At 68.5% G+C, this 18,579-nt stretch carries 19 protein-coding genes and 1 tRNA gene; 7 read left to right on the top strand and 13 right to left on the bottom strand.

Features of this window, described 5'->3' with window-relative positions:
* Nucleotides 1–113: 113 nt before the first annotated feature.
* The 8 genes from kdpC to ASE43_RS04260 form a co-directional block, all read right to left on the bottom strand.
* Nucleotides 114–719: a potassium-transporting ATPase subunit KdpC gene (gene kdpC, locus ASE43_RS04295; RefSeq protein ID WP_056175672.1), complete on the bottom strand. Its 606-nt coding sequence runs from the start codon at nt 717–719 to the stop codon at nt 114–116.
* 29 nt (nt 720–748) lie between these two features.
* Nucleotides 749–2,770 carry a potassium-transporting ATPase subunit KdpB gene (gene kdpB, locus ASE43_RS04290; RefSeq protein ID WP_235567181.1) on the bottom strand — a complete coding sequence of 674 codons (2,022 nt, stop codon included), beginning with the start codon at nt 2,768–2,770 and terminating at the stop codon, nt 749–751.
* A gap of 28 nt (nt 2,771–2,798) precedes the next feature.
* The gene (gene kdpA / locus ASE43_RS04285) at nt 2,799–4,628 is read right to left on the bottom strand and encodes a potassium-transporting ATPase subunit KdpA (protein WP_057159561.1); all 1,830 of its coding nucleotides are present in this window, start codon (nt 4,626–4,628) and stop codon (nt 2,799–2,801) included.
* A gap of 138 nt (nt 4,629–4,766) precedes the next feature.
* The gene (locus ASE43_RS04280) at nt 4,767–4,859 is read right to left on the bottom strand and encodes a potassium-transporting ATPase subunit F (RefSeq protein WP_056175663.1); all 93 of its coding nucleotides are present in this window, start codon (nt 4,857–4,859) and stop codon (nt 4,767–4,769) included.
* 12 nt (nt 4,860–4,871) lie between these two features.
* Entirely contained in the window at nt 4,872–5,597 is a 726-nt protein-coding gene (locus ASE43_RS04275; RefSeq protein ID WP_235567161.1) for a TorF family putative porin, read from the bottom strand.
* Between the two features lie 144 nt (nt 5,598–5,741).
* Nucleotides 5,742–6,599, bottom strand: a complete 858-nt coding sequence (locus tag ASE43_RS04270) for an alpha/beta hydrolase (protein ID WP_057159560.1) — start codon at nt 6,597–6,599, stop codon at nt 5,742–5,744.
* Nucleotides 6,596–7,396 (bottom strand): bifunctional hydroxymethylpyrimidine kinase/phosphomethylpyrimidine kinase, encoded by an 801-nt coding sequence (thiD, locus tag ASE43_RS04265; protein WP_057159559.1) that lies wholly within the window; start codon nt 7,394–7,396, stop codon nt 6,596–6,598. The genes ASE43_RS04270 and thiD overlap by 4 nt, the downstream gene beginning before the upstream one ends.
* 193 nt (nt 7,397–7,589) lie before the next feature.
* The gene (locus ASE43_RS04260; RefSeq protein WP_056175654.1) at nt 7,590–7,955 is read right to left on the bottom strand and encodes a helix-turn-helix transcriptional regulator; all 366 of its coding nucleotides are present in this window, start codon (nt 7,953–7,955) and stop codon (nt 7,590–7,592) included.
* Between the two features lie 308 nt (nt 7,956–8,263).
* Here ASE43_RS04260 and ASE43_RS04255 point away from each other — a divergent pair, with 308 nt between their 5' ends.
* Entirely contained in the window at nt 8,264–9,307 is a 1,044-nt protein-coding gene (locus ASE43_RS04255) for a hypothetical protein (protein WP_056175650.1), read from the top strand.
* 73 nt (nt 9,308–9,380) lie between these two features.
* On the opposite strand, the gene ASE43_RS04250 is transcribed toward ASE43_RS04255, so the two are convergent.
* From ASE43_RS04250 to ASE43_RS04240, 3 genes are all read right to left on the bottom strand, one after another.
* On the bottom strand, nt 9,381–10,778 hold the full coding sequence (locus ASE43_RS04250; RefSeq protein ID WP_057159558.1) for a PhoH family protein: 1,398 nt from the start codon (nt 10,776–10,778) through the stop codon (nt 9,381–9,383).
* A 136-nt stretch (nt 10,779–10,914) separates the two neighbouring features.
* Nucleotides 10,915–11,397: a peroxiredoxin gene (locus tag ASE43_RS04245; protein WP_057159557.1), complete on the bottom strand. Its 483-nt coding sequence runs from the start codon at nt 11,395–11,397 to the stop codon at nt 10,915–10,917.
* Nucleotides 11,398–11,413: 16 nt separating this feature from the next.
* Nucleotides 11,414–12,052, bottom strand: a complete 639-nt coding sequence (locus ASE43_RS04240; protein ID WP_157489304.1) for a glycine cleavage system protein R — start codon at nt 12,050–12,052, stop codon at nt 11,414–11,416.
* A 107-nt stretch (nt 12,053–12,159) separates the two neighbouring features.
* Between ASE43_RS04240 and dapA the strand changes: the two genes are divergently transcribed.
* The gene (dapA, locus tag ASE43_RS04235) at nt 12,160–13,065 is read left to right on the top strand and encodes a 4-hydroxy-tetrahydrodipicolinate synthase (RefSeq protein ID WP_057159556.1); all 906 of its coding nucleotides are present in this window, start codon (nt 12,160–12,162) and stop codon (nt 13,063–13,065) included.
* Between the two features lie 20 nt (nt 13,066–13,085).
* Complete coding sequence (locus tag ASE43_RS04230; protein ID WP_056175634.1) at nt 13,086–13,604, top strand: hypothetical protein; 519 nt, start codon at nt 13,086–13,088, stop codon at nt 13,602–13,604.
* Nucleotides 13,605–13,979: 375 nt separating this feature from the next.
* Here ASE43_RS04230 and fdxA read toward each other — a convergent pair whose 3' ends face one another.
* Both fdxA and ASE43_RS04220 read right to left on the bottom strand, forming a co-directional pair.
* The gene (gene fdxA / locus ASE43_RS04225) at nt 13,980–14,303 is read right to left on the bottom strand and encodes a ferredoxin FdxA (protein ID WP_056175631.1); all 324 of its coding nucleotides are present in this window, start codon (nt 14,301–14,303) and stop codon (nt 13,980–13,982) included.
* A gap of 227 nt (nt 14,304–14,530) precedes the next feature.
* Nucleotides 14,531–14,606, bottom strand: a tRNA-Glu gene (locus tag ASE43_RS04220).
* Nucleotides 14,607–14,761: 155 nt separating this feature from the next.
* Here ASE43_RS04220 and pcnB point away from each other — a divergent pair.
* The 4 genes from pcnB to panC all read left to right on the top strand — a co-directional run bounded on the left by pcnB (nt 14,762) and on the right by panC (nt 18,506).
* A complete protein-coding gene (pcnB, locus tag ASE43_RS04215) occupies nt 14,762–16,147 on the top strand; it encodes a polynucleotide adenylyltransferase PcnB (RefSeq protein WP_056175628.1) in 1,386 nt (461 codons plus the stop codon).
* Nucleotides 16,144–16,644, top strand: a complete 501-nt coding sequence (gene folK, locus ASE43_RS04210; RefSeq protein WP_056175625.1) for a 2-amino-4-hydroxy-6-hydroxymethyldihydropteridine diphosphokinase — start codon at nt 16,144–16,146, stop codon at nt 16,642–16,644. Before pcnB ends, folK begins: the two co-directional genes overlap by 4 nt.
* Nucleotides 16,645–16,707: 63 nt before the next feature.
* Nucleotides 16,708–17,541: a 3-methyl-2-oxobutanoate hydroxymethyltransferase gene (gene panB, locus ASE43_RS04205; protein WP_057159555.1), complete on the top strand. Its 834-nt coding sequence runs from the start codon at nt 16,708–16,710 to the stop codon at nt 17,539–17,541.
* 116 nt (nt 17,542–17,657) lie between these two features.
* Complete coding sequence (gene panC, locus ASE43_RS04200; protein WP_057159554.1) at nt 17,658–18,506, top strand: pantoate--beta-alanine ligase; 849 nt, start codon at nt 17,658–17,660, stop codon at nt 18,504–18,506.
* Nucleotides 18,507–18,579: the final 73 nt, after the last annotated feature.

Below are 18,579 nucleotides of genomic sequence, written 5' to 3'. Positions count from 1 at the left end.
TATCGGCGGCGTAGTGAAGACGTGGGCGGCGCCTCGTTGGTGCTTGCGACGCGGGGACGGCTTGCGTCGCGTTGCGCCCTCGCCGCCGCGAAGGGCGCAACGCGCGCGCCGGGCTAGCGCCGCGCGTCCAGCGCCAGATTGAGTTCCAGCACGTTGACGCGCGGTTCGCCCAGCACGCCGAACTGGCGCGGCTGCGTGTGCGCGACCACCAGCGCATCGACCTCGGCGGCCGACAGGCCGCGCGCCTTGGCGACGCGCGCGACCTGCACCTGCGCCGCCCGCGGCGACAAATGCGGGTCCAGGCCGCCGCCGGACTGGGTAGTCAGCTCGGCCGGTACGTCGGACAACGCGATGCCGTCGCGTTCGGCGACCGCCAGCGCGGTCTCGGCCATGCGCTTGCGCAGGTCCGGATTGGTGCGCGCCAGGTTGCTGCCGGCGGCGGCCATCGGGTCGTAGTTGGCGGCCGAAGGACGCGGCTGGAAGTAGCGCGCGTCGTCGAACGGCTGCGCCACCAGGATCGAGCCGCGCGCCTGGCCGTCCAGCATCGCCAGGCTGCCGGTGGCCTGCCAGGGAAAGGCCAGTCGGCCCAAGGCGGCGCCGACCAGGGAGTACAGCAGGCCGAAGCCGAGCAGGGCGACCAAGGCGAACAGCAGCGGCGCGCGCGCGCCGATGCGATCGTCGATCGCGACGGCCTGAGGGTTGTGGGTAGCGGTGTTCATCGGAAGTCCTATGGAGGAGGGCGCCGGCGTCAGGAGAGCGCGGCCAAGGCCATGTCGATCAGCTTGATGCCCACGAACGGCAGCAGCACGCCGCCGACGCCGTAGATCAGCATGTTCCGGCGCAGCAGCACGACCGCGCTGGCGGGCTTGAAGCGCACGCCGGCCAGGGCCAGCGGAATCAGCGCCGGGATGATGATCGCGTTGAAGATCAGCGCGGCCAGCACGGCGTTGCTCGGGCTCGACAGCCGCATCACGTTCAAGGCCGCCATCTGCGGGATCGCCGCGGCGAACAGCGCCGGCAGGATCGCGAAGTACTTGGAGACGTCGTTGGCGAGCGAGAACGTGGTCAGCGCGCCGCGCGTGATCAGCTGTTGTTTGCCGACCTCGACCACCGCCAGCAGCTTGGCCGGGTCCGAGTCCAGATCGACCATGTTGCCGGCCTCCTTGGCGGCCTGGGTGCCCGAGTTCATGGCCAGGCCGACGTCGGCCTGGGCCAGCGCCGGAGCGTCGTTGGTGCCGTCGCCGACCATCGCGACCAGACGGCCGCCGGCCTGCTCGGCGCGGATGCGCGCGAGCTTATCCTCCGGCCGCGCCTCGGCGATGTAGTCGTCGACACCGGCCTCGGCGGCGATCGCGGCGGCGGTCAGCGGGTTGTCGCCGGTGATCATCACCGTGCGCACGCCCATCGCGCGCAGCCGGGCGAAGCGTTCCTTGACGCCGTGCTTGACCACGTCGGACAGTTCGACCACGCCCAGGACGTGGCGGCCTTCGGACACCACCAGCGGGGTGGCGCCGCCGCGCGCGACCTGTTCGATGCGCGCGGCGAGTTCGGGCACGACCTGGCCGCCCAGCGAGCGCACGTACTGGCCGATCGCATCGCCGGCGCCCTTGCGGATCGCGCGGCCGTCTTCCAGATCGACGCCGGACATGCGCGTCTGCGCGGTGAACTGCAGGTAGTGCGCGCGCTCGGGCTCGGCCACGGCGCTGTGCTGCTCGCGCGCCAGGCGCACGATCGACTTGCCTTCCGGGGTCGGGTCGGCCAGCGACGACAGCAGGGCGGCATCGCGCAGTTGGCTGCGGTCGACGCCGGCCAGCGGATGGAAGGCGGTGGCCTGGCGGTCGCCGTGGGTGATGGTGCCGGTCTTGTCCAGCAGCAGTACGTCGACGTCGCCGGCCACTTCCACCGCCTTGCCGGATTTCGCCAGCACGTTGGCCGACAGCGCGCGGTTCATGCCGGCGATGCCGATCGCGGGCAGCAGGCCGCCGATGGTGGTCGGGATCAGGCACACCAGCAGCGCGATCAGCAGCAGCGGATCGAGCTTGGCGCCGACGAAGCCGGCCAGCAGCGGCAGGGTCGCGACCACGATCAGGAAGGTCAGCGTCATCGCCGCCAACAGCATGGTCAGGGCGATCTCGTTCGGGGTCTTCTGGCGGTTGGCGCCTTCGACCAGCGCGATCATGCGGTCGAGGAAGCTGCCGCCCGGCTCGGCGCTGACCCGCACCACGATCCAGTCCGACAGCACCTTGGTGCCGCCGATCACGCCGGAGCGGTCGGTGCCGGCCTCGCGCAGCACCGGCGCGGATTCGCCGGTGACCGCCGACTCGTTGATGCTGGCCACGCCTTCGACGATCTCGCCGTCGGCCGGAACCAACTCGTTCTCCGACACGATCACCAGATCGCCGGGTTTGAGCTGGGTGGCGGCCACGCGCGTCTCGGCGCGGCGGTCGTCGAGCCGGCGCGCGACCAGGTCGCGGCGCGCGGCGCGCAGGGACGCGGCCTGGCCGCGCCCGCGCGCTTCGGCCACGGCCTCGGCGAAGTTCGCGAACAGCACGGTGACGAACAGCACCAGCGTGACCGCGATACCGAAGCCGAGGCGGCCGGGCGTGGTGAAGGTGATCAGCGCCGACAAGATCGTGCCCAGCAGCACGATCGCCATCACCGGGCTGCGCAGGGCCTGGCGCGGCGACAGTTTGCGGAAGGATTCGAGCAGGGCGATGCGCAAGGCCGCGCCGTCCAGCCCGGCCGCGGCGTGGCGGCGTTGGGTACCCAAATGTGTTTGTTCGCTCACGGTCATTACCTCAGAGAGCCGGCGACGGCGAGTTGGCGGTCGACGCGGCGGCCAGCGACAGGTGATCGGCCACCGGGCCCAGCACCAGCGCAGGCATGAATTGCAGGACGGTCAGGATCGCGATCACCGCGATCAGGGTCAGGGCGAAGGTCGGCGTTTCGACGTGCAGGGTGCCGCTGCCTTCCGGGGCGACGCGTTTGCGCGCGAGCAGGCCGGCCACGGCCAGGGGCACGATCAGGGCCGGATAGCGGCCCAGCGCCAGCACCGCCGAACAGCTCAGGTTCCACCAGTAGGTCGCGTCGCCCAGGCCTTCGAAACCCGAACCGTTGTTGGCGAAGGCCGAGGTGTACTCGTAGAACACCTGGCTGATGCCGTGGAAACCCGGATTGGAGTTGCCGGTGATCGAGGGCAGCGCCAGCGTCAGCGCGGTGAAGCCCAGCACCACCAGCGGCTGCAACAGGATCAGCAGCGCCAGCAGGCGCACCTCGGGCGCTTCGATCTTGCGTCCGAACAGCTCGGGCGTGCGCCCGGTCATCAGCCCGGCCAGGAACACCGCCAGCAGCAGATAGACCAGGAACTGCTGCAGGCCGCAGCCGATGCCGCCCCAGATGGCGTTCACCAGCATGTTGACCAGGGCCACGCCGCCGGTCAGCGGCGCCAGCGAATCGTGCATTGCGTTGACCGAGCCGTTGCTGGTCTGGGTGGTGACCGCCGTCCACAGCGCCGAGGTGGTGGCGCCGAAACGCACTTCCTTGCCTTCCATCAGCGCACTGTCGGTGCTGGTCGGCGAGTACGCCTCCGACCACACCGTGGCGCCGGTGGAGACGGCCGACATCAGCAGCATGCTGCCGAACACCATCGCGGTGAGCCGGCGGCGACCGGTGAAGGGACCGATCATGAAGGTCACCGAGATCGGGATCAGCACGATCGCGAGGATTTCGAGCAGGTTGGAGAACGGCGTCGGATTCTCCAGCGGCACCGCGCTGTTGGGGCCGTACCAGCCGCCGCCGTTGGTGCCCAGTTGCTTGGCCGCGACCATGGGCGCGACCGGGCCCAGCGGGATCTTCTGCTCCTTCATCTCCACCGAGGCGTCGATCGGCCGCACGCTGGGGCCGGCGCTCAGCGTCGAGGGCACGCCCTGCGCGGTCAGCATCAGCGCCCACAACAGGCACAGCGGCAGCATGAAGCGCAGGGTGGCGCGGGTCACGTCGGCCCAGTAGTTGCCCAGGTCGCGGGCCTCGCCTTCCGCGGGCGCAGCGGCCTTGACCGGCTGACGCGCGCCGTACACCGGTCCCGAGGTCGATTCGCGCTGCGTGGCGCTAGCGTCGGCGTTTTCGCAGGCATCCTGGCGCGCCTCCATCGCCTGACGGCCGCCAAACAAGCCGCGCAAGGTCGCTACCACCATCGCCAGGCCCATCATCGGCGTCACCACCTGCAGGCCGACGATGCCGACCATCTGCGAGAGGTAGCTCAGCTGCGCCTGGCCGGAGTAGTGCTGCTGATTGGTGTTGGTCAGGAACGACACCATCGTGTGCAGCGCGGTGTCCCAACGCAGGTTCGGGATGTCGTCGGGATTCAACGGCAGCCAGGCCTGGGTCATGAACTGCAGCCACACCAACACGGCCAAGACCAGATTGCTCAGCGCGAAGGCCTTGGCGTAACCGCGCCAGCTCATACCGCGCGTCGGGTCGGTGCCGAGTGCGCGATAGATCGCGCGCTCGAACGGTCCGAACACACGGTCCAGCTTGGAGGGCGCGCCGCGCATCACGCGAGCGAGGTACAGGCCCAAGGGCCAGCCCAGGGCGATCGCGAGCGCGAATACTAGAAGAATGTCGATCATCGTCGTCAACCAGACAGAAAGTGATCCGCGACGAACCCTCCAGGGCTGCCGCGGATGGCGCGCGGGCCTGGCATCGCCGGGCCCGCGTCATCGATGTCGCCGCGTCGCCATCCAGGCGCCGCGTGCCGTCCAGCGCGCTTAGAAGTCTTCCGGGCGCAGGACGACGTAGAGCAGGTAGGCGCCGGCGACGAGCGCCGATACCGCGCAAACCAGAGCGAGCCAGGCAGGCATGAGGTGACTCCCTTAGAAGGATGCTTGCAGCGCCGCTTCGATGCGGTCGCCTGCGTAGTCGTCGCCGAAGATCTTCTTGGCGCCGGAATCGGTGGCGTGCGCGGTCAGGCGCAGCTCCAGCGGGGCCTTGATCGCCCACACCGCGCTCAGCTGGCCGTGCGCATAGCTCTCGTTGTAGACGTCGTCGAGGTAGTAGTAGCCGGCGGCGGCTTCGAGGCGGAACTTGTCGTTGATCGGAAACTTGGCGCCGAGTTGGGTGTAGACGCCGCTGTCGCGGCTGCCCAGCGCTTCGTTCGAATAGCCCAGCGACAGCCAGTAGTTGTCGGCGTAGGTCAAAGTACCGTTGAGCTCGGTCCAGTTGAGGTCGACCGTGGTCGAGGGGTAGCGGTAGTGCAGGACGTTGACGTCCAGCGCCCAGTCCTTGGAAAGCTTGCCGGCCCAACCGAGGGTGAAGTCCAACTCGCTGCTGGCGTGGGTGCTGGGCGCGAACTCGACGTTCGATCCCCACACCGACCCGTAGAAGCCGGAGTCGCCGGCGAACTTGAAACCGGCCTGCGCGGCCGGGTCGCCTTGGGTCTGGGTGGTACCGCGCCAGACGTAGTCGGTGGTCAGCGCGGCATTGCCGGTCAGCGTGCCGGCATCGGCGCGTGCGCCCAGGGCGAGCAGGCCGATGCCGCTGCAGACGGCGAAAATCAGGGGAGTGGACGCCTCGCGCAGGCGCAGCGGTTGCATCGACATTTCGGGTTCCGAGTTGCGAACGAAGCCGGATCGGCCACATCGCCATTCTCGAAACCCGAGCCGTAAAACCTCCATTCCGCCCGCGGCGGCGGGCGTAAATTCAGCGTAAAACCCGCCTGCAAGCGCTTAGCGCAAGCGTGGCGTTCAGCGCGCGAGCAGCGCGGCGATCGCGCCGGGCTGCTTCATCCAGGCGAAATGGTCGGCGCGCGTACCCAGCGTGCGGCCGTCCAGGGTCTCGACCCGCGCCTGCGTGCGCGGCAGCTTGGACAACAGGAAGCGCAGCGAGGATTCCGGTGCCAGCCAGTCGCTGTCCAGCACCAGCGCGTGGGTGTCGACCTCGACTTGAGCCATCGCCGCCTCCAGGTCGATATCGACGCCGGCCGCGGCGTAGCGCCCGCTGAGCGCGCTGCGCGACCAGTCGCGGATCAGCCCGCGCGCCTCGTCGCCGCCGAAGCCGACCTTGCGGCCTGGCAGGGCGCCACGGCGGTCCGCCAGCCAGGACAGGAAGCGATAGGCGAACGGCAGCCACCAGCGCGAGCGCGGCGGAAACGCGCGCCAGTACGGCGCGCCACTGGCGACCAGCCACAAGCGCGTGGGGCGCTCGGCCGCGGCGTCGCGCGCAAGCAGGCCCAGCCGGCAGCAGGCAAGCTGCCCGCCCAGGCTGTGGCCGCCGAGGATGCGCGGCAGGTCCGGCAGTTGCGTCGCCACCGCCGTTTCGCTGCGCGGCAGATCGTGCAACAGCAATTCGCGGTAGCCCCAGTCGTGGGCGCGATCGGCGCGCAAGCTGCTGCCGCCGTTGCCGCGCCATTCGTGCACGAACACGGCGACGCCGCGCTCGGCCAGGGCCTGCGCGTAGGGCAGGTAGTGCTTGGCGGCCACGCCCAGCGCGGGCAGCCACAACAGGCTCGCCTGCGGCGCGCGCGGCACGCGCGCGAGCACTTGCCAGCGATGGCCGTCGTCCGATTGCAGCGGCAATTCCAGGGCTTGGATCGGATCGCTCATGCGGCGGCGCCGTAGTGGTCCAGCACCACGATATCGCTGCGACCGGGGCGATAGCCGCCGCGCAACGCGGCGTGCACGTAGTCGGCGCCGGCGTCGCAGGCCGCGCGCAGGTCGCGGCCCAGGGCCAGCTGCGCCGCAACGGCTGAGGCCAGCGTGCAGCCGGTGCCGTGCGCTTGCAGGCGCAAGCGCGGGTGCGCGATCGCATGCAGGCCGTGTTCGTCGCCCAGGTAGTCGACCACGTCGCCGTCTCCGGCCAGATGGCCGCCCTTGAGCAGCACCGCGTTCGCGCCCAGCGCGCGCAGCGCGCCGATCGCGGCGCGCATCGCGGCTTGGTCGGCAATCGTCGTGCCCAGCAGCAGCTCGGCTTCGGGCAGGTTGGGGGTGATCACGGTTGCCAGCGGCAGCAGGCGGGTGCGCAGCGCGGCCAGGGCTTCGGGTTCGAGCAGGCGCGCGCCCGAGGTCGCGACCATGACCGGGTCCAGCACCAGCCGCGGCGGCCTATAACGTTCCAGCGCCGCCGCCACGGTTTCGATGACCGCGGCATTGGCGAGCATGCCCAGCTTGACCGCGCGGATGTCGAAGTCTTCGAAGCAGGCGTCGATCTGGGCGCGCAGGAAGCCCAGGTCCGGGACATGCACCGCGCTTACCCCACGGGTGTGCTGGGCGGTCAGGGCGGCGATCGCGCTGAGCCCGTGCACCCGGTGGGCGGCGAAGGTCTTGAGGTCGGCCTGGATGCCGGCGCCGCCGCCGGAGTCGGACCCGGCGATGGTGAGGGCGGAAATCGGGGCAGGGGTCATCTAGGGCTGGCGCGGCGTGGGGTGGGGTCCGCAGACGATATCGCATCCCCCGGCCGCGCAGCCGTCACGGTCGTTCGCGCAAAACCGGGAATTGCGGACACCGCGGCCCCCTCGCGGGGACGGTCGATAATGCGCCGTTTTCGCGGCCTACATTTTCGGCGCGCTCGTGGTGGTTTATACCCAGATCGGGGGATTAATAATTTCGCGATACCAACGAAATCAATCCGACGATTTGCTTTCTAATCTGGAAAGGGATTTTCCTCAGAGCATCCAAGCACTCCGATTCAATATCGTCCTGGGCGTAATCGTCGGTGCGCATGGCCGGGGTCCAGGCGTCCTCGCCGGGTTTGACCGGGCCGCGTCCGGTGCCCAGCCATTCCAGACAAACCCCGGTGGCCAAGGCTATCGCGATCAAATGATGCATCGAGGGATGGCTGCCGTCCTTGCGCTCCCACTGCGCGACCGCGCTGCGTTGTACGCCGACCATGTTGGCTAGGGCGAGTTGGGAAATCCGGGACAAACTACGGGCGCGCCGTATGCGCTCCGGTAAAGCCGCCATGGGTGATCTCCCCTAAGACTGTCCGGGATCATGCCTCAGTATTTCGCTAACGCGATAGCGCTACGAGGCACGATTGGTGTGGATTGAGTAACGCGTCACACGCGGAACCGCGTATCGGCGGGATATGCCCTATTTCGTCACCTCCGCAGCTATTCACGTTAGTGAAATCAGACGTTGCAGCATTATCAGACGGCGGATAAGCATTATCGTCACCGATGCATGCGCCCGCATCCGGTGTTTCTGGTGATTATTTCCTGCTGGTCAAACGCAATCTGGCGCCCTCTCAAAATTACGGATACGGGGGTTATATGCGTAAGAAAGGCAAAATACTGATCGCCCTGCTGGCTGTGGTACTGCCGGCGGCGGCCGTGGGTGTCGGTCTGTTCGGCACCAACACGACCGGTTTGGCGCCGGAAGGGATGCGGGGAGAACTGGCACAGGACATCGTGGCGCGATGGTCGCCTTATGTGGAACGCAATTACGGGGCGATGGGGGCCGGCTGGAGCGAGCGGATGGAGGGCACCCTGCAAACGGCGGACCTCGGCAACCTCGAACTGGCCGCCAGCGCGGGCAGCTTCGAGCAGATGAACGCCGCTTTGCTGGGCGGCGCGGGCGCCAGCGCCGCCGTGGCCGCGCAAGGCCAGCCCAACCTGCAACCCACCGCGCTGGGCTCGAGCGGCAGCGATCTGGTCTTCACGCCGCTGAGTCCCTGCCGGATTGTCGACACCCGCGTGGTCGGCGGCCCGATCCTGGCCGACGGCGAACGCAGCTTCAAGGGCTACACCGCGAGCGACTTCACCAGTCAGGGCGGCGCGCCGTCGAACTGCGGCATTCCGACCAATGCAGCCTCGCTGCAGGTCAAGATCACGTCGGTGTATCCGGGCGGCAACGGCTACTTCACCGCGTATCCGTTCAACGAAGCCAAGCCGTTGGCATCGTCGTTGAACTACACCAACGGCTTCATCATGTCGAACGAGTCGTCGATCACCTTGTGCCGACCGGCTTGCACCAGCCAGTTCAACGTCTACAGCTACGCGCAGTCGGAGCTGGTGATCGACGTGACCGGCTACTTCATGGAACCGGAAGCCACCGCGCTGGACTGCACCGTGGCGCAAGCCAGCGGCTCGCTGGCGCTGTTGAGCGGCCTGCAGACCAAGACCATCGCGTGCCCGGCCGGCTATACGGTCACCGGCGGCGGTTGCGGCGGCGTGCTCGGCATCGCGATCAGCAACTCCGAACCCAACGTGGTCGGAGGCCAGCCGGTGGGCTGGAAGTGCGATCTGGTCGGTTCGCTGTTGAGCGTGCTCGGCTACCAGATCAACGCAACTTGTTGTCGCGTGCCCGGACGCTGACGGTACCGGCGAACGCAAGGGTACGAGTATCGGGAAGCCGGCCGCGAGGCCGGCTTCCCTTTTTGCGCATGGCTTACAGCACTTCCGAGGCGTAGTCCGCCAGGCGCGAACGCTCGCCGCGGCGCAGGGTCACGTGCGCGCTGTGCGCCCAGCCCTTGAAGCGGTCGACCGCATAGGTCAGGCCGGAGGTGGTCTCGGTGAGGTAGGGCGTGTCGATCTGTTCGACATTGCCCAGGCAGACGATCTTGGTGCCGGGGCCGGCACGCGTGATCAGGGTCTTCATCTGCTTCGGCGTGAGGTTCTGGGCCTCGTCCAGGATCAACCAGCGGCTGAGGAAGGTGCGCCCGCGCATGAAGTTCATCGAGCGGATCTTGATGCGCGAGGCGAGCAGATCGTTGGTGGCCGCGCGGCCCCAGGCGCCGCCTTCCTGGTTGTGGGTCAGCACTTCCAGGTTGTCGGTCAGCGCGCCCATCCACGGCGTCATCTTTTCCTCTTCGGTGCCGGGCAGGAAGCCGATGTCCTCGCCGACGCTGACCGTGGCGCGGGTCATGATGATCTCGCGATAGCGCTGCTGGTCCATGGTCTGGGCCAGGCCCGCGGCCAAGGCCAGCAGGGTCTTGCCGGTGCCGGCGGTGCCCAGCAGGGTGACGAAGTCGATCTCCGGATCCATCAGCGCGTTGAGCGCGAAGTTCTGTTCGCGGTTGCGCGCGATGATGCCCCACACCGCATGCTGGTTATGGCGGTAGTCGTCGACGATCTGCAGGGTCACGCGATCGTCGCCGACCTTGCTGACCTTGAGCTCGGACTCCTCGTCGCCGGGCAGGAACAGGAACTGGTTCGGATACCAGTCGTCGTCCTGGGTGCGCGCGATTTCGTAATAGGTGCGGCCCTTCTCGGTCCAGGACTTGAGGTCCTTGCCGTGGCGCTGCCAGAAATCCTCCGGCAGTGCGGTGGCGCCGGTGTAGAGCAGGCTGAAATCGTCCAGCGCGCGGTCGTTCTCGTAGTCTTCCGACGCGATTCCGGCGATCGCCGCCTTGATCCGCAGGTTGATGTCCTTGGACACGAACACCACCGGTACGCCGGGCTCGCTCTCCTTGAGGGCGAGGATGGCGCCCAGGATGTGGTTGTCCGGGATGACCGCGCCGAAGCGCTTGCCGCTGTCGAAGGAGTCGGTCTGGAAGCGCAGCTTGCCGATGCTCTCCTGTCCGCGCAGCTGCAGGCCCTGCGGGCGCTTGAGGGTGATGCCGACGGCGATCTTGTCGGTGCCCTCGACTTCGATCAGCTCGTTGAGGAAGCGGCTGACCTGACGCGCGTTGCGACTGGCTTCGGAGGTGCCTTTCTTGCCGTTGTCGAGCTCTTCGATGACCTGCATCGGCAGGTACACGTCGTGTTCCTGGAACTTGAATAGCGCGGTCGGGTCGTGCATCAGCACGTTGGTGTCGAGGACGTAGATGCGCTTGCTTCGGGTCATTCCGATGCCTCATGGCAGGTGGGTACGGCGCGGTGCGGATACGACGGGTGGAACGCGATGGCGCTGCCGTGCGCGCACGGCAGCGCCGCCGTGGCCCGCGGGGCGGGACGGCGGATAGCGGAGAACAAAGGGGCGGTCACTGGGTCTGCGCAGCCTTTAGTGCGTCCAGGACGGCCTGGGCATGGCCGGAGACTTTCACCGGGCGCCATGACTGGGCGATGACGCCCTTGGGGTCGATCAGGAAGGTGCTGCGCTCGATGCCGATGTACTTGCGGCCGTACAGGCTTTTCTCCTTGATCACGCCGAAGGCCTGGCACAGGGCCTCGTCCTTGTCGCTGATCAGATCGAACTTGAAGCCCTGCTTGGCGCAGAAGTTCTGGTGCGACTTGAGCGAGTCGCGCGACACGCCCAGCACCGTCGCGCCCAGCTTCTTGAACTTGGGCAGCAGGGCGTTGAAGTCCAGGCCTTCGGTGGTGCAGCCCGGCGTGCTGTCCTTGGGATAGAAGTACAGCACCAGCCAGTGGCCGGCGTAGTCCTTCAGCTGCGCGGTCTCGCCGCTGGACAGCACCAGGAGCAGGGAGGAAACGGTCTTGTCGAGGCGGTTACCGGTGTCGAGCATGCGTGCTGTCAGATCCTCAGAACTTCATCGGGTCCATGATGGCATCGAGATTCAAGTGATCGCAGAACTCCAGGAAATCGTCGCGCAGGGCGGCGATGTGCATGCTGGAGGGCACGCCGATGGTCACCTGGGCCGAGAACATGTCGGCGCCGGTCTGCATGGCGCGGTAGCGCGAACAGTGCAGGCTCTCGATGGTGATGCCCTGGCGATCGAAGAAGTCGGCGAGCTGGAACAGGATCCCCGGCTTGTCGGCGGCCACCACTTCGACGATGTAGGGCAACAGATTGGATTGCACCTGCTTGGGCCCGGTCCGGTACCAGACCAGCTTCAGGCCTTCCTCGCGTTCCAGGCGCGTGAGCATGGCTTCGAGCTTGGCGACCGCGTCCCAGGAGCCGACCGCGAGCGCGGTGACGGAGACGTCCCGGCCCACTGTGGACAGGCGCGCGTCCACCAGGTTGCAGCCGGAATCGGCGATCCGGCGCGTCACCGACAACAGCGGCGACTCCGGATGCGTCGTATAGGCGTTGATCAGGAGGTGATTTTCGTTCGGCGACGGCCGGGCAGCGGAATCGGTCAAGGCGGCGCCTGCAAGGGGAGCGAGTGGCTCGGATACTGAACGGCGGCCCGCGCACGGGCTGCGGCCTGAAGCCAGCATACTTGCCCGCGCTTTCGGCCCGCAAGTAACATCGCAAGGCAGTAACATCGGCACTTGGCGGCATTCCGTGCCGCCGCTCACACAGCGCTCCGCGCGAAGGCCCTCACTTGCGACTCTCCGGCAGCATCACCGCGCTGGCCACGCCGTTCGACGCGGCCGGCGAACTCGACCTCGATGCCTGGCGCGCCTTGCTGGCGGCGCAGCTCGACGGCGGTACCCAGGCCGTCGTGGTCGCCGGTTCCACCGGCGAGGCCGCGGCCCTGCACGATCCCGAGTACGACACCCTGCTGCGCACCGCGGTGGAGCAGATCGCCGGGCGCGTCCCGGTGTTGGCCGGCACCGGCCTGTCCAACACCGCCAAAACCATCGAACTGACCCGCCGCGTGGCCGCGCTGGGCGCCGACGCCGCCCTGGTGGTGACGCCGCCCTACGTGCGCCCGACCCAGGCCGGCCTGGTCGCGCATTACCGCGCGATCGCCGACGACGGCGCCCTGCCGTTGGTGCTGTACAACGTGCCCGGCCGCACCGGCTGCGATCTGCTGCCGGAAACGGTGGCCCAGCTCGCCGGGCATCCGCGCATCGTCGGCATCAAGGAAGCGCGCAGCGAGCCCGAGCGCATGAGCGCGCTGCTGGCCTTGCAGGACGCCGGCTTCGCCGTGCTCAGCGGCGACGACCCGACCGCCTGCCGGGCCATGCTGGCCGGCGCCGACGGCATCGTCTCGGTCGCGTCCAACCTGGTGCCGGCCTCGTTTCGCCGTCTGGCCGATCTGGCCCGCGCCGGCCGCCGCGACGAGGCCCTGGCCTGGGACGCGCGCCTGGCGCCGCTCTACGACTTCCTCGGCGTCGAATCCAATCCGATCCCGGTCAAGGCCGTGCTCGCCCGCCAGGGCGTCGGCCACGGCCTGCGCCTGCCGCTGACGGCCTTGTCGGCCGCCCACCAAGACGCCGCCGCCAGCGCCCATGCGCTGGTACGCGAACTAGAACACGACTGCCGCGCTACGCTCGCAGCCTGAACCCCGCAGGAGATTTGCCCATGCGTTCCAATGTTTCCCTGTCCCGCGTCGCAGTCGGCGCACTGCTGATCGGCCTGGTCGCCACCGCCGGTTGCAGCTGGTTCCGCAAGGGCAGCAATCCGCTGTACGCCGAGAACGCCGAGCAGCGTCCGCTGGAAGTGCCGCCGGACCTCGACCGTCCGCGCACCGACGGCGCCATGGCGATCCCGAACGGTTCGGTGTCCGCCTCCGAGCGCGCGCCCACCACGGTCGCCAGCGCCGCCTCGCCGATCGGCTTCACCACCGCCGGCAGCCGCGACGAGGCTTACGCCAAGGTCGGCGAGGCGTTGGCCAAGGTCGAAGGTCTGACCGTCGCCAGCCGCGCCCAGTTGCTGGGCGCTTACGACGTCAACTACGAAGGCGCCAACTTCCTGGTCCGCGTGAGCGCGGTCGAGGCCGGCGCTTACGTGTCCGCGGTCGATCCGCGCGGCCTGCCGGCCACCGGCCAGCCGCCGATCAAGCTGATCGCGGCGCTGAAGGAAGCGCTGGGCAGCAAGTGATCGCGGCCTAAGCGGCACGACCAGAACGGGCGCCGAGAGGCGCCCGTTTTTGTTTGGATGGGGTGGGGAGACTCGGGCTTGTTGGCTATGGAGGTAGCCGGATGCCGCGATTCGTGGGCGTGTTCTTGCCGGGTTGTGCGTGTGCGCTAGACAAAGCAGGGGCGGCGGACTTGCGTCGCTTGAATGGACGCGTGCCTATGTCGCTGCAAGGCGCTTAAGTCACTGGATACCCGCCTTCGCGGGTATGACGAATCGGGAGTTACGTCGCGGCTTAAGCTCTGCCCGAATCCCGAATCCCGAATCCCGAATCCCGAATCCCGAATCCCGAATCCCGAATCCCGAATCCCGAATCCCGAATCCCGAATCCCGAATCCCTCAGCGCTCCAGCAAGCCGAGCTTGTCGGTCTTGCCTTCCCAATCCTTGGCGTCGGCCAGCGCGTCCTTGCGGGTGGTGATCACCGGCCAGGCCTTGGCGAGTTCGGCGTTGAGCGCCACGAACGCTTCCTGTCCGGCCGGCACGTCGTCTTCCGGATAGATCGCGTTGATCGGGCATTCCGGCTCGCACAGGGTGCAGTCGATGCACTCGTCCGGATCGATCACCAGGAAGTTCGGGCCTTCGTGGAAACAGTCGACCGGGCACACCTCGACGCAGTCGGTGTACTTGCACTTGATGCAGTTCTCGGTGACGACGAAGGGCATGGAACGGTCTTCCGTGGGTGAGCGGTCGCGACTAGTTTAGCGACAGGCGGGGGCGCAAACCTAGCCGATCGCGCCGCCTGGCGGGTTGTTGCGAGCGACTCTCATCGAGGCGCGCTGGTTGACCGCTCGGGCAAAGAAAAAGCCCGCGCATCGCTGCGCGGGCTCGGTCTGTAGGAACGTTCTCACCGGCGACGGTGGAAGGCCGCGAGCGGCTCGCATTCCGAATTTGGCGCTCCCTACGAGATTCGAACTCGTGTTTTAGCCTTGAGAGGGCCACGTCCTAGGCCTCTAGACGAAGGGAGCAGGTTAAACCCGCATCCGACTCTCAATCGTATGCGGCCTGCTAGTATAGGGGGCTGAATAGCGCTCGGCAACCGGTCTCGACCGGTTGCCGTTCACCTTCCCACAGCGATCCACTGCCCCGCAGCAGCGATCCCAAACGCGGCGACGACCGCTCGATGCAGCCCGAAAATCCTACCGGTCACGACTACGTCCATCCCATGTTGCGGGTGATCCCGCGCGAGCAGCACAACGTCTCGCGCAAGGAAATCAGCCCGAACGCGCTGCGCGTGCTGTATCGGCTGCGCGATGCCGGCTTCGGCGGCTACCTGGTGGGCGGCGCGGTGCGCGACATCCTCGTCGGCGGCCACCCCAAAGACTTCGACGTCGCCACCGACGCCACGCCGGAGCAGGTCAAGGGCCTGTTCCGCAACTGCCGCCTGATCGGCCGCCGCTTTCGCCTGGCGCACGTGGTCTACGGCCGCGAGATCATCGAGGTCGCGACCTTCCGCGCCAACAGCGACGACGGCAGCGGCGACCGCGAAACCGACAACGGCGGCCGCCTGGTCCGCGACAACGTCTACGGCAGCATCGAGGACGACGCGGTGCGCCGCGACTTCACCGCTAACGCGCTGTATTACGCGGTCGAGGACTTCTCGGTGCGCGACTACACCGGCGGTTTCGAGGACGTCCAGAACCGCCTGATGCGGCTGATCGGCGATCCGGAAACGCGCTATCGCGAAGACCCGGTGCGCATGCTGCGCGCGGTGCGTCTGGCGGCCAAGCTCGGCTTCGAGATCGAGGCCGCGACCGCCGCGCCGATTCCGGCCCTGGCCTCGCTGCTCAGCGACGCCGCGCCGGCGCGCCTGTTCGAGGAATGCCTGAAGCTGTTCCTGTCCGGCCACGCGGTGCAGAGCTTCCTCGGCCTGGAGCGCTACGGTCTGCTGCCGGCGCTGCTGCCGGAGACCGCGGCCGCGCTCAAATCCAATCGCAGCGGCGCGCTCCGCCGCATGCTGCTGGAAGGCCTGCAGGGCACCGATACCCGCGTCGCCAACGACGAACCGGTGTCGCCGGCGTTCCTGTTCGCGATGCTGCTGTGGCCGGCCTATTGCCGCGCGCTGATGGCGCTGCAGGCGCAGGGCATGCATGCGGTCGAGGCCCAGCGCCGCGCCGCCGACCGGGTCACCGTGCATCAGCTGGAGATGATCGCGCTGCCGCGCCGGTTCTCGCTGCCGATGCAGGAGATCTGGCTGCTGCAGACGCGCTTCTCGCAGCGCCAGCGCAAGCGCGTGTTCCGTTTGCTGTCGCATCCGCGTTTCCGTGCCGCCTACGACTTCCTCAACCTACGCCTGGCCGCCTCCAACGAGCACGCGGCCGATGTCGCGTTCTGGAGCGAAGCCCAGGGCAAACCCGGCGACGAGCTGGCCGCGCAGTTGGACGCGCAGCCGGCGTCCGACGCCGAGGCCGGCAGCGCGCCGCGCAAGCGTCGCCGCCGTCGCCGTAACGGCGGCGGAGCCGAGGCCGGCGCTGCCGCTATCGATACGAACCACCACGACGGCGAATGAGCGTGGCCGAGGTCGCGTTCGTCGGCCTGGGCAGCAACCTGGGCGACAGCGCCGCGATCCTGCGCGGCGCCTTCGAAGCCCTGGCCGCGCTGCCGGGCACACGCCTGCTGCGCGCGTCGTCGCTGTATCGCACCCCGGCCTGGGGTGTGACCGCGCAACCGGACTTCGTCAACGCCGCGGCCATGCTGGAAACCACGCTGGCGCCGCAGGCGCTGTTGCGCGCGATGCTGGCGATCGAGCGCGAGGCCGGTCGCGATCGCCGCGAGGACGGCAGCGACCGCTGGGGCCCGCGCACGCTGGACCTGGATCTGCTGTTGTACGGCCAGCACTGCCTCGACGACCCCGGCCTGCGTCTGCCGCATCCGCACCTGCACCAGCGCGCGTTCGCGCTGCTGCCGCTGCTGGAAATCGCGCCCGATGCGCAGATTCCGGGAATAGGGCCGGCGCGCGACGCCTTGGCCCAGCTCGAGATCGGCGACATACAAACCCTGGCTTAGGCGGTAAGTTATAGGGCTACCCCCGCGAGCGTCCGGCGATCGGCCGGGCGAGACCCAGACCCCATGTACACCTCGGCCCCCACCGACACCCCGCGCAAGACCGCCTGGACCGTGCCCATGCTCGCCGACGCCAAGCGCGACGGCCGGCCGCTGGTCATGCTGACCTGCTACGACGCCGGCTTCGCGCGCACCATGGACGCGGTCGGGATCGATCTGGTGTTGATCGGCGATTCGCTGGGCATGGTGGTGCAGGGGCACAACAGCACTTTGCCGGTGCGCGTGGACGACATCGCCTACCACACCGCCTGCGTCGCGCGCGGCCTGTCCAAGGCGCTGCTGATCGCCGACCTGCCGTTCCAGTCCGACGCCACCCCCGAGCGCGCGCTCGAGGCCTCGACCGCCTTGCTGCAGGCGGGCGCGGCGATGGTCAAGCTGGAAGGCGCGGGCCACAAGCTGGACGTGATCCGCTTCCTGGTCGAGCGCGAGATCCCGGTCTGCGCGCACCTGGGCCTGACCCCGCAATCGGTGCTGCGCCTGGGCGGCTACAAGGTCCAGGGCCGCGACGAGGCCGCCGCCGCGCGCCTGCGCGAGGACGCGCGCGCGGTCCAGGACGCCGGCGCCTCGCTGCTGGTGCTGGAGTGCGTGCCCAACCCGGTCGCCGCCGCCATCACCGCCGACCTCGCCATTCCGACCATCGGCATCGGCGCGGGCGTGCAATGCGACGGTCAGGTGCTGGTGCTGCACGATCTGCTGGGCGTGAACTCCGGCCATCGCCGGCCTAAGTTCGTCAAGGATTTCCTGGCCGAGGGCGGTTCGATCGAGGGCGCGTTCCGCGCCTACGCCGATGCCGTGCGCGAACGCCGCTTCCCCGACGAGGCGCATTCCTACGCCGGTTGAACCCAGCGTTGCGGCGCAGACGTTGTGATCGGCGGCGTTAGCGCGTGTAATTCGCAGCCTATGGCGTCGGCGCCGTCGGCGCCGCACGTTTCCTTCGACACTCCACCGAGCAAGGCATGCTGACCGTCGACGATCTGGCCGTACTGCGTTCCACCATCGACGCCTGGCGTCGCGACGGTTTGCGCGTCGCGTTCGTGCCGACCATGGGCAATCTGCATGCCGGCCACCATTCGCTGGTCGAACTGGCGCGCGCGCGCGCCGACCGGGTCGTGGTCAGCGTGTTCGTGAACCCGACCCAGTTCGGGCCGAACGAGGACTTCGGGCGCTACCCGCGCACGCCGGAGGCCGACGCCGCCGGCTTGTCGGCCGCGGGCGCCGACCTGATGTGGCTGCCCACGGTCGAGACCATGTACCCCTACGGTCCGCAGGCCACGGTCGAGGTGCGCGTGCCGCACGTGACCGAGGGCCTGGAGGGCGCGCACCGTCCCGGCCATTTCGACGGCGTCGCCACCGTGGTCGCGCGTCTGTTCAACCAGGTCCGGCCGGACCTGGCAGTGTTCGGGCGCAAGGACTACCAGCAGCTGGCGGTGATCCGTTACCTGGTGCGCGACCTGGCTTTCCCGATCGAGATCGTCGCCGCCGACACCCTGCGCGAGGCCGACGGCCTGGCGATGAGTTCGCGCAACCAGTACCTGTCCGAGCAGGAGCGCCCGCGCGCGGCCGAGATCCACCGCTGCCTGCAGTGGATGCGCCAGGCCGTGCAGGCCGGCAGCACGCGCGAGGCGGTCGAGGCCGAAGCCAGCCAACGCCTGCAAACCGCCGGCTTCGTCGTCGACTATGCCGCGATCCGCCGGCCCGACCTTGGCCTGCCGGACACCGGTCCCGGCGACGCCGCGCGGGTCGCCCTGATCGCGGCCCGACTGGGCAAGACCCGCCTGATCGACAACCTCGAATTCGCCGCCTGAACGCACATGCACCGTTCCAGGGGCGGGGTGGGGCGAGTATGTTGCACTGCGCCATGCGCTGCTAGACTTCGGT

Origin of the sequence: Lysobacter sp. Root983, assembly GCF_001429345.1 — a bacterium.
GTDB lineage: Bacteria > Pseudomonadota > Gammaproteobacteria > Xanthomonadales > Xanthomonadaceae > Lysobacter.
Note: the sequence above shows the minus strand (reverse complement) of the source record. Positions and strands in the feature narration are given on the sequence as shown.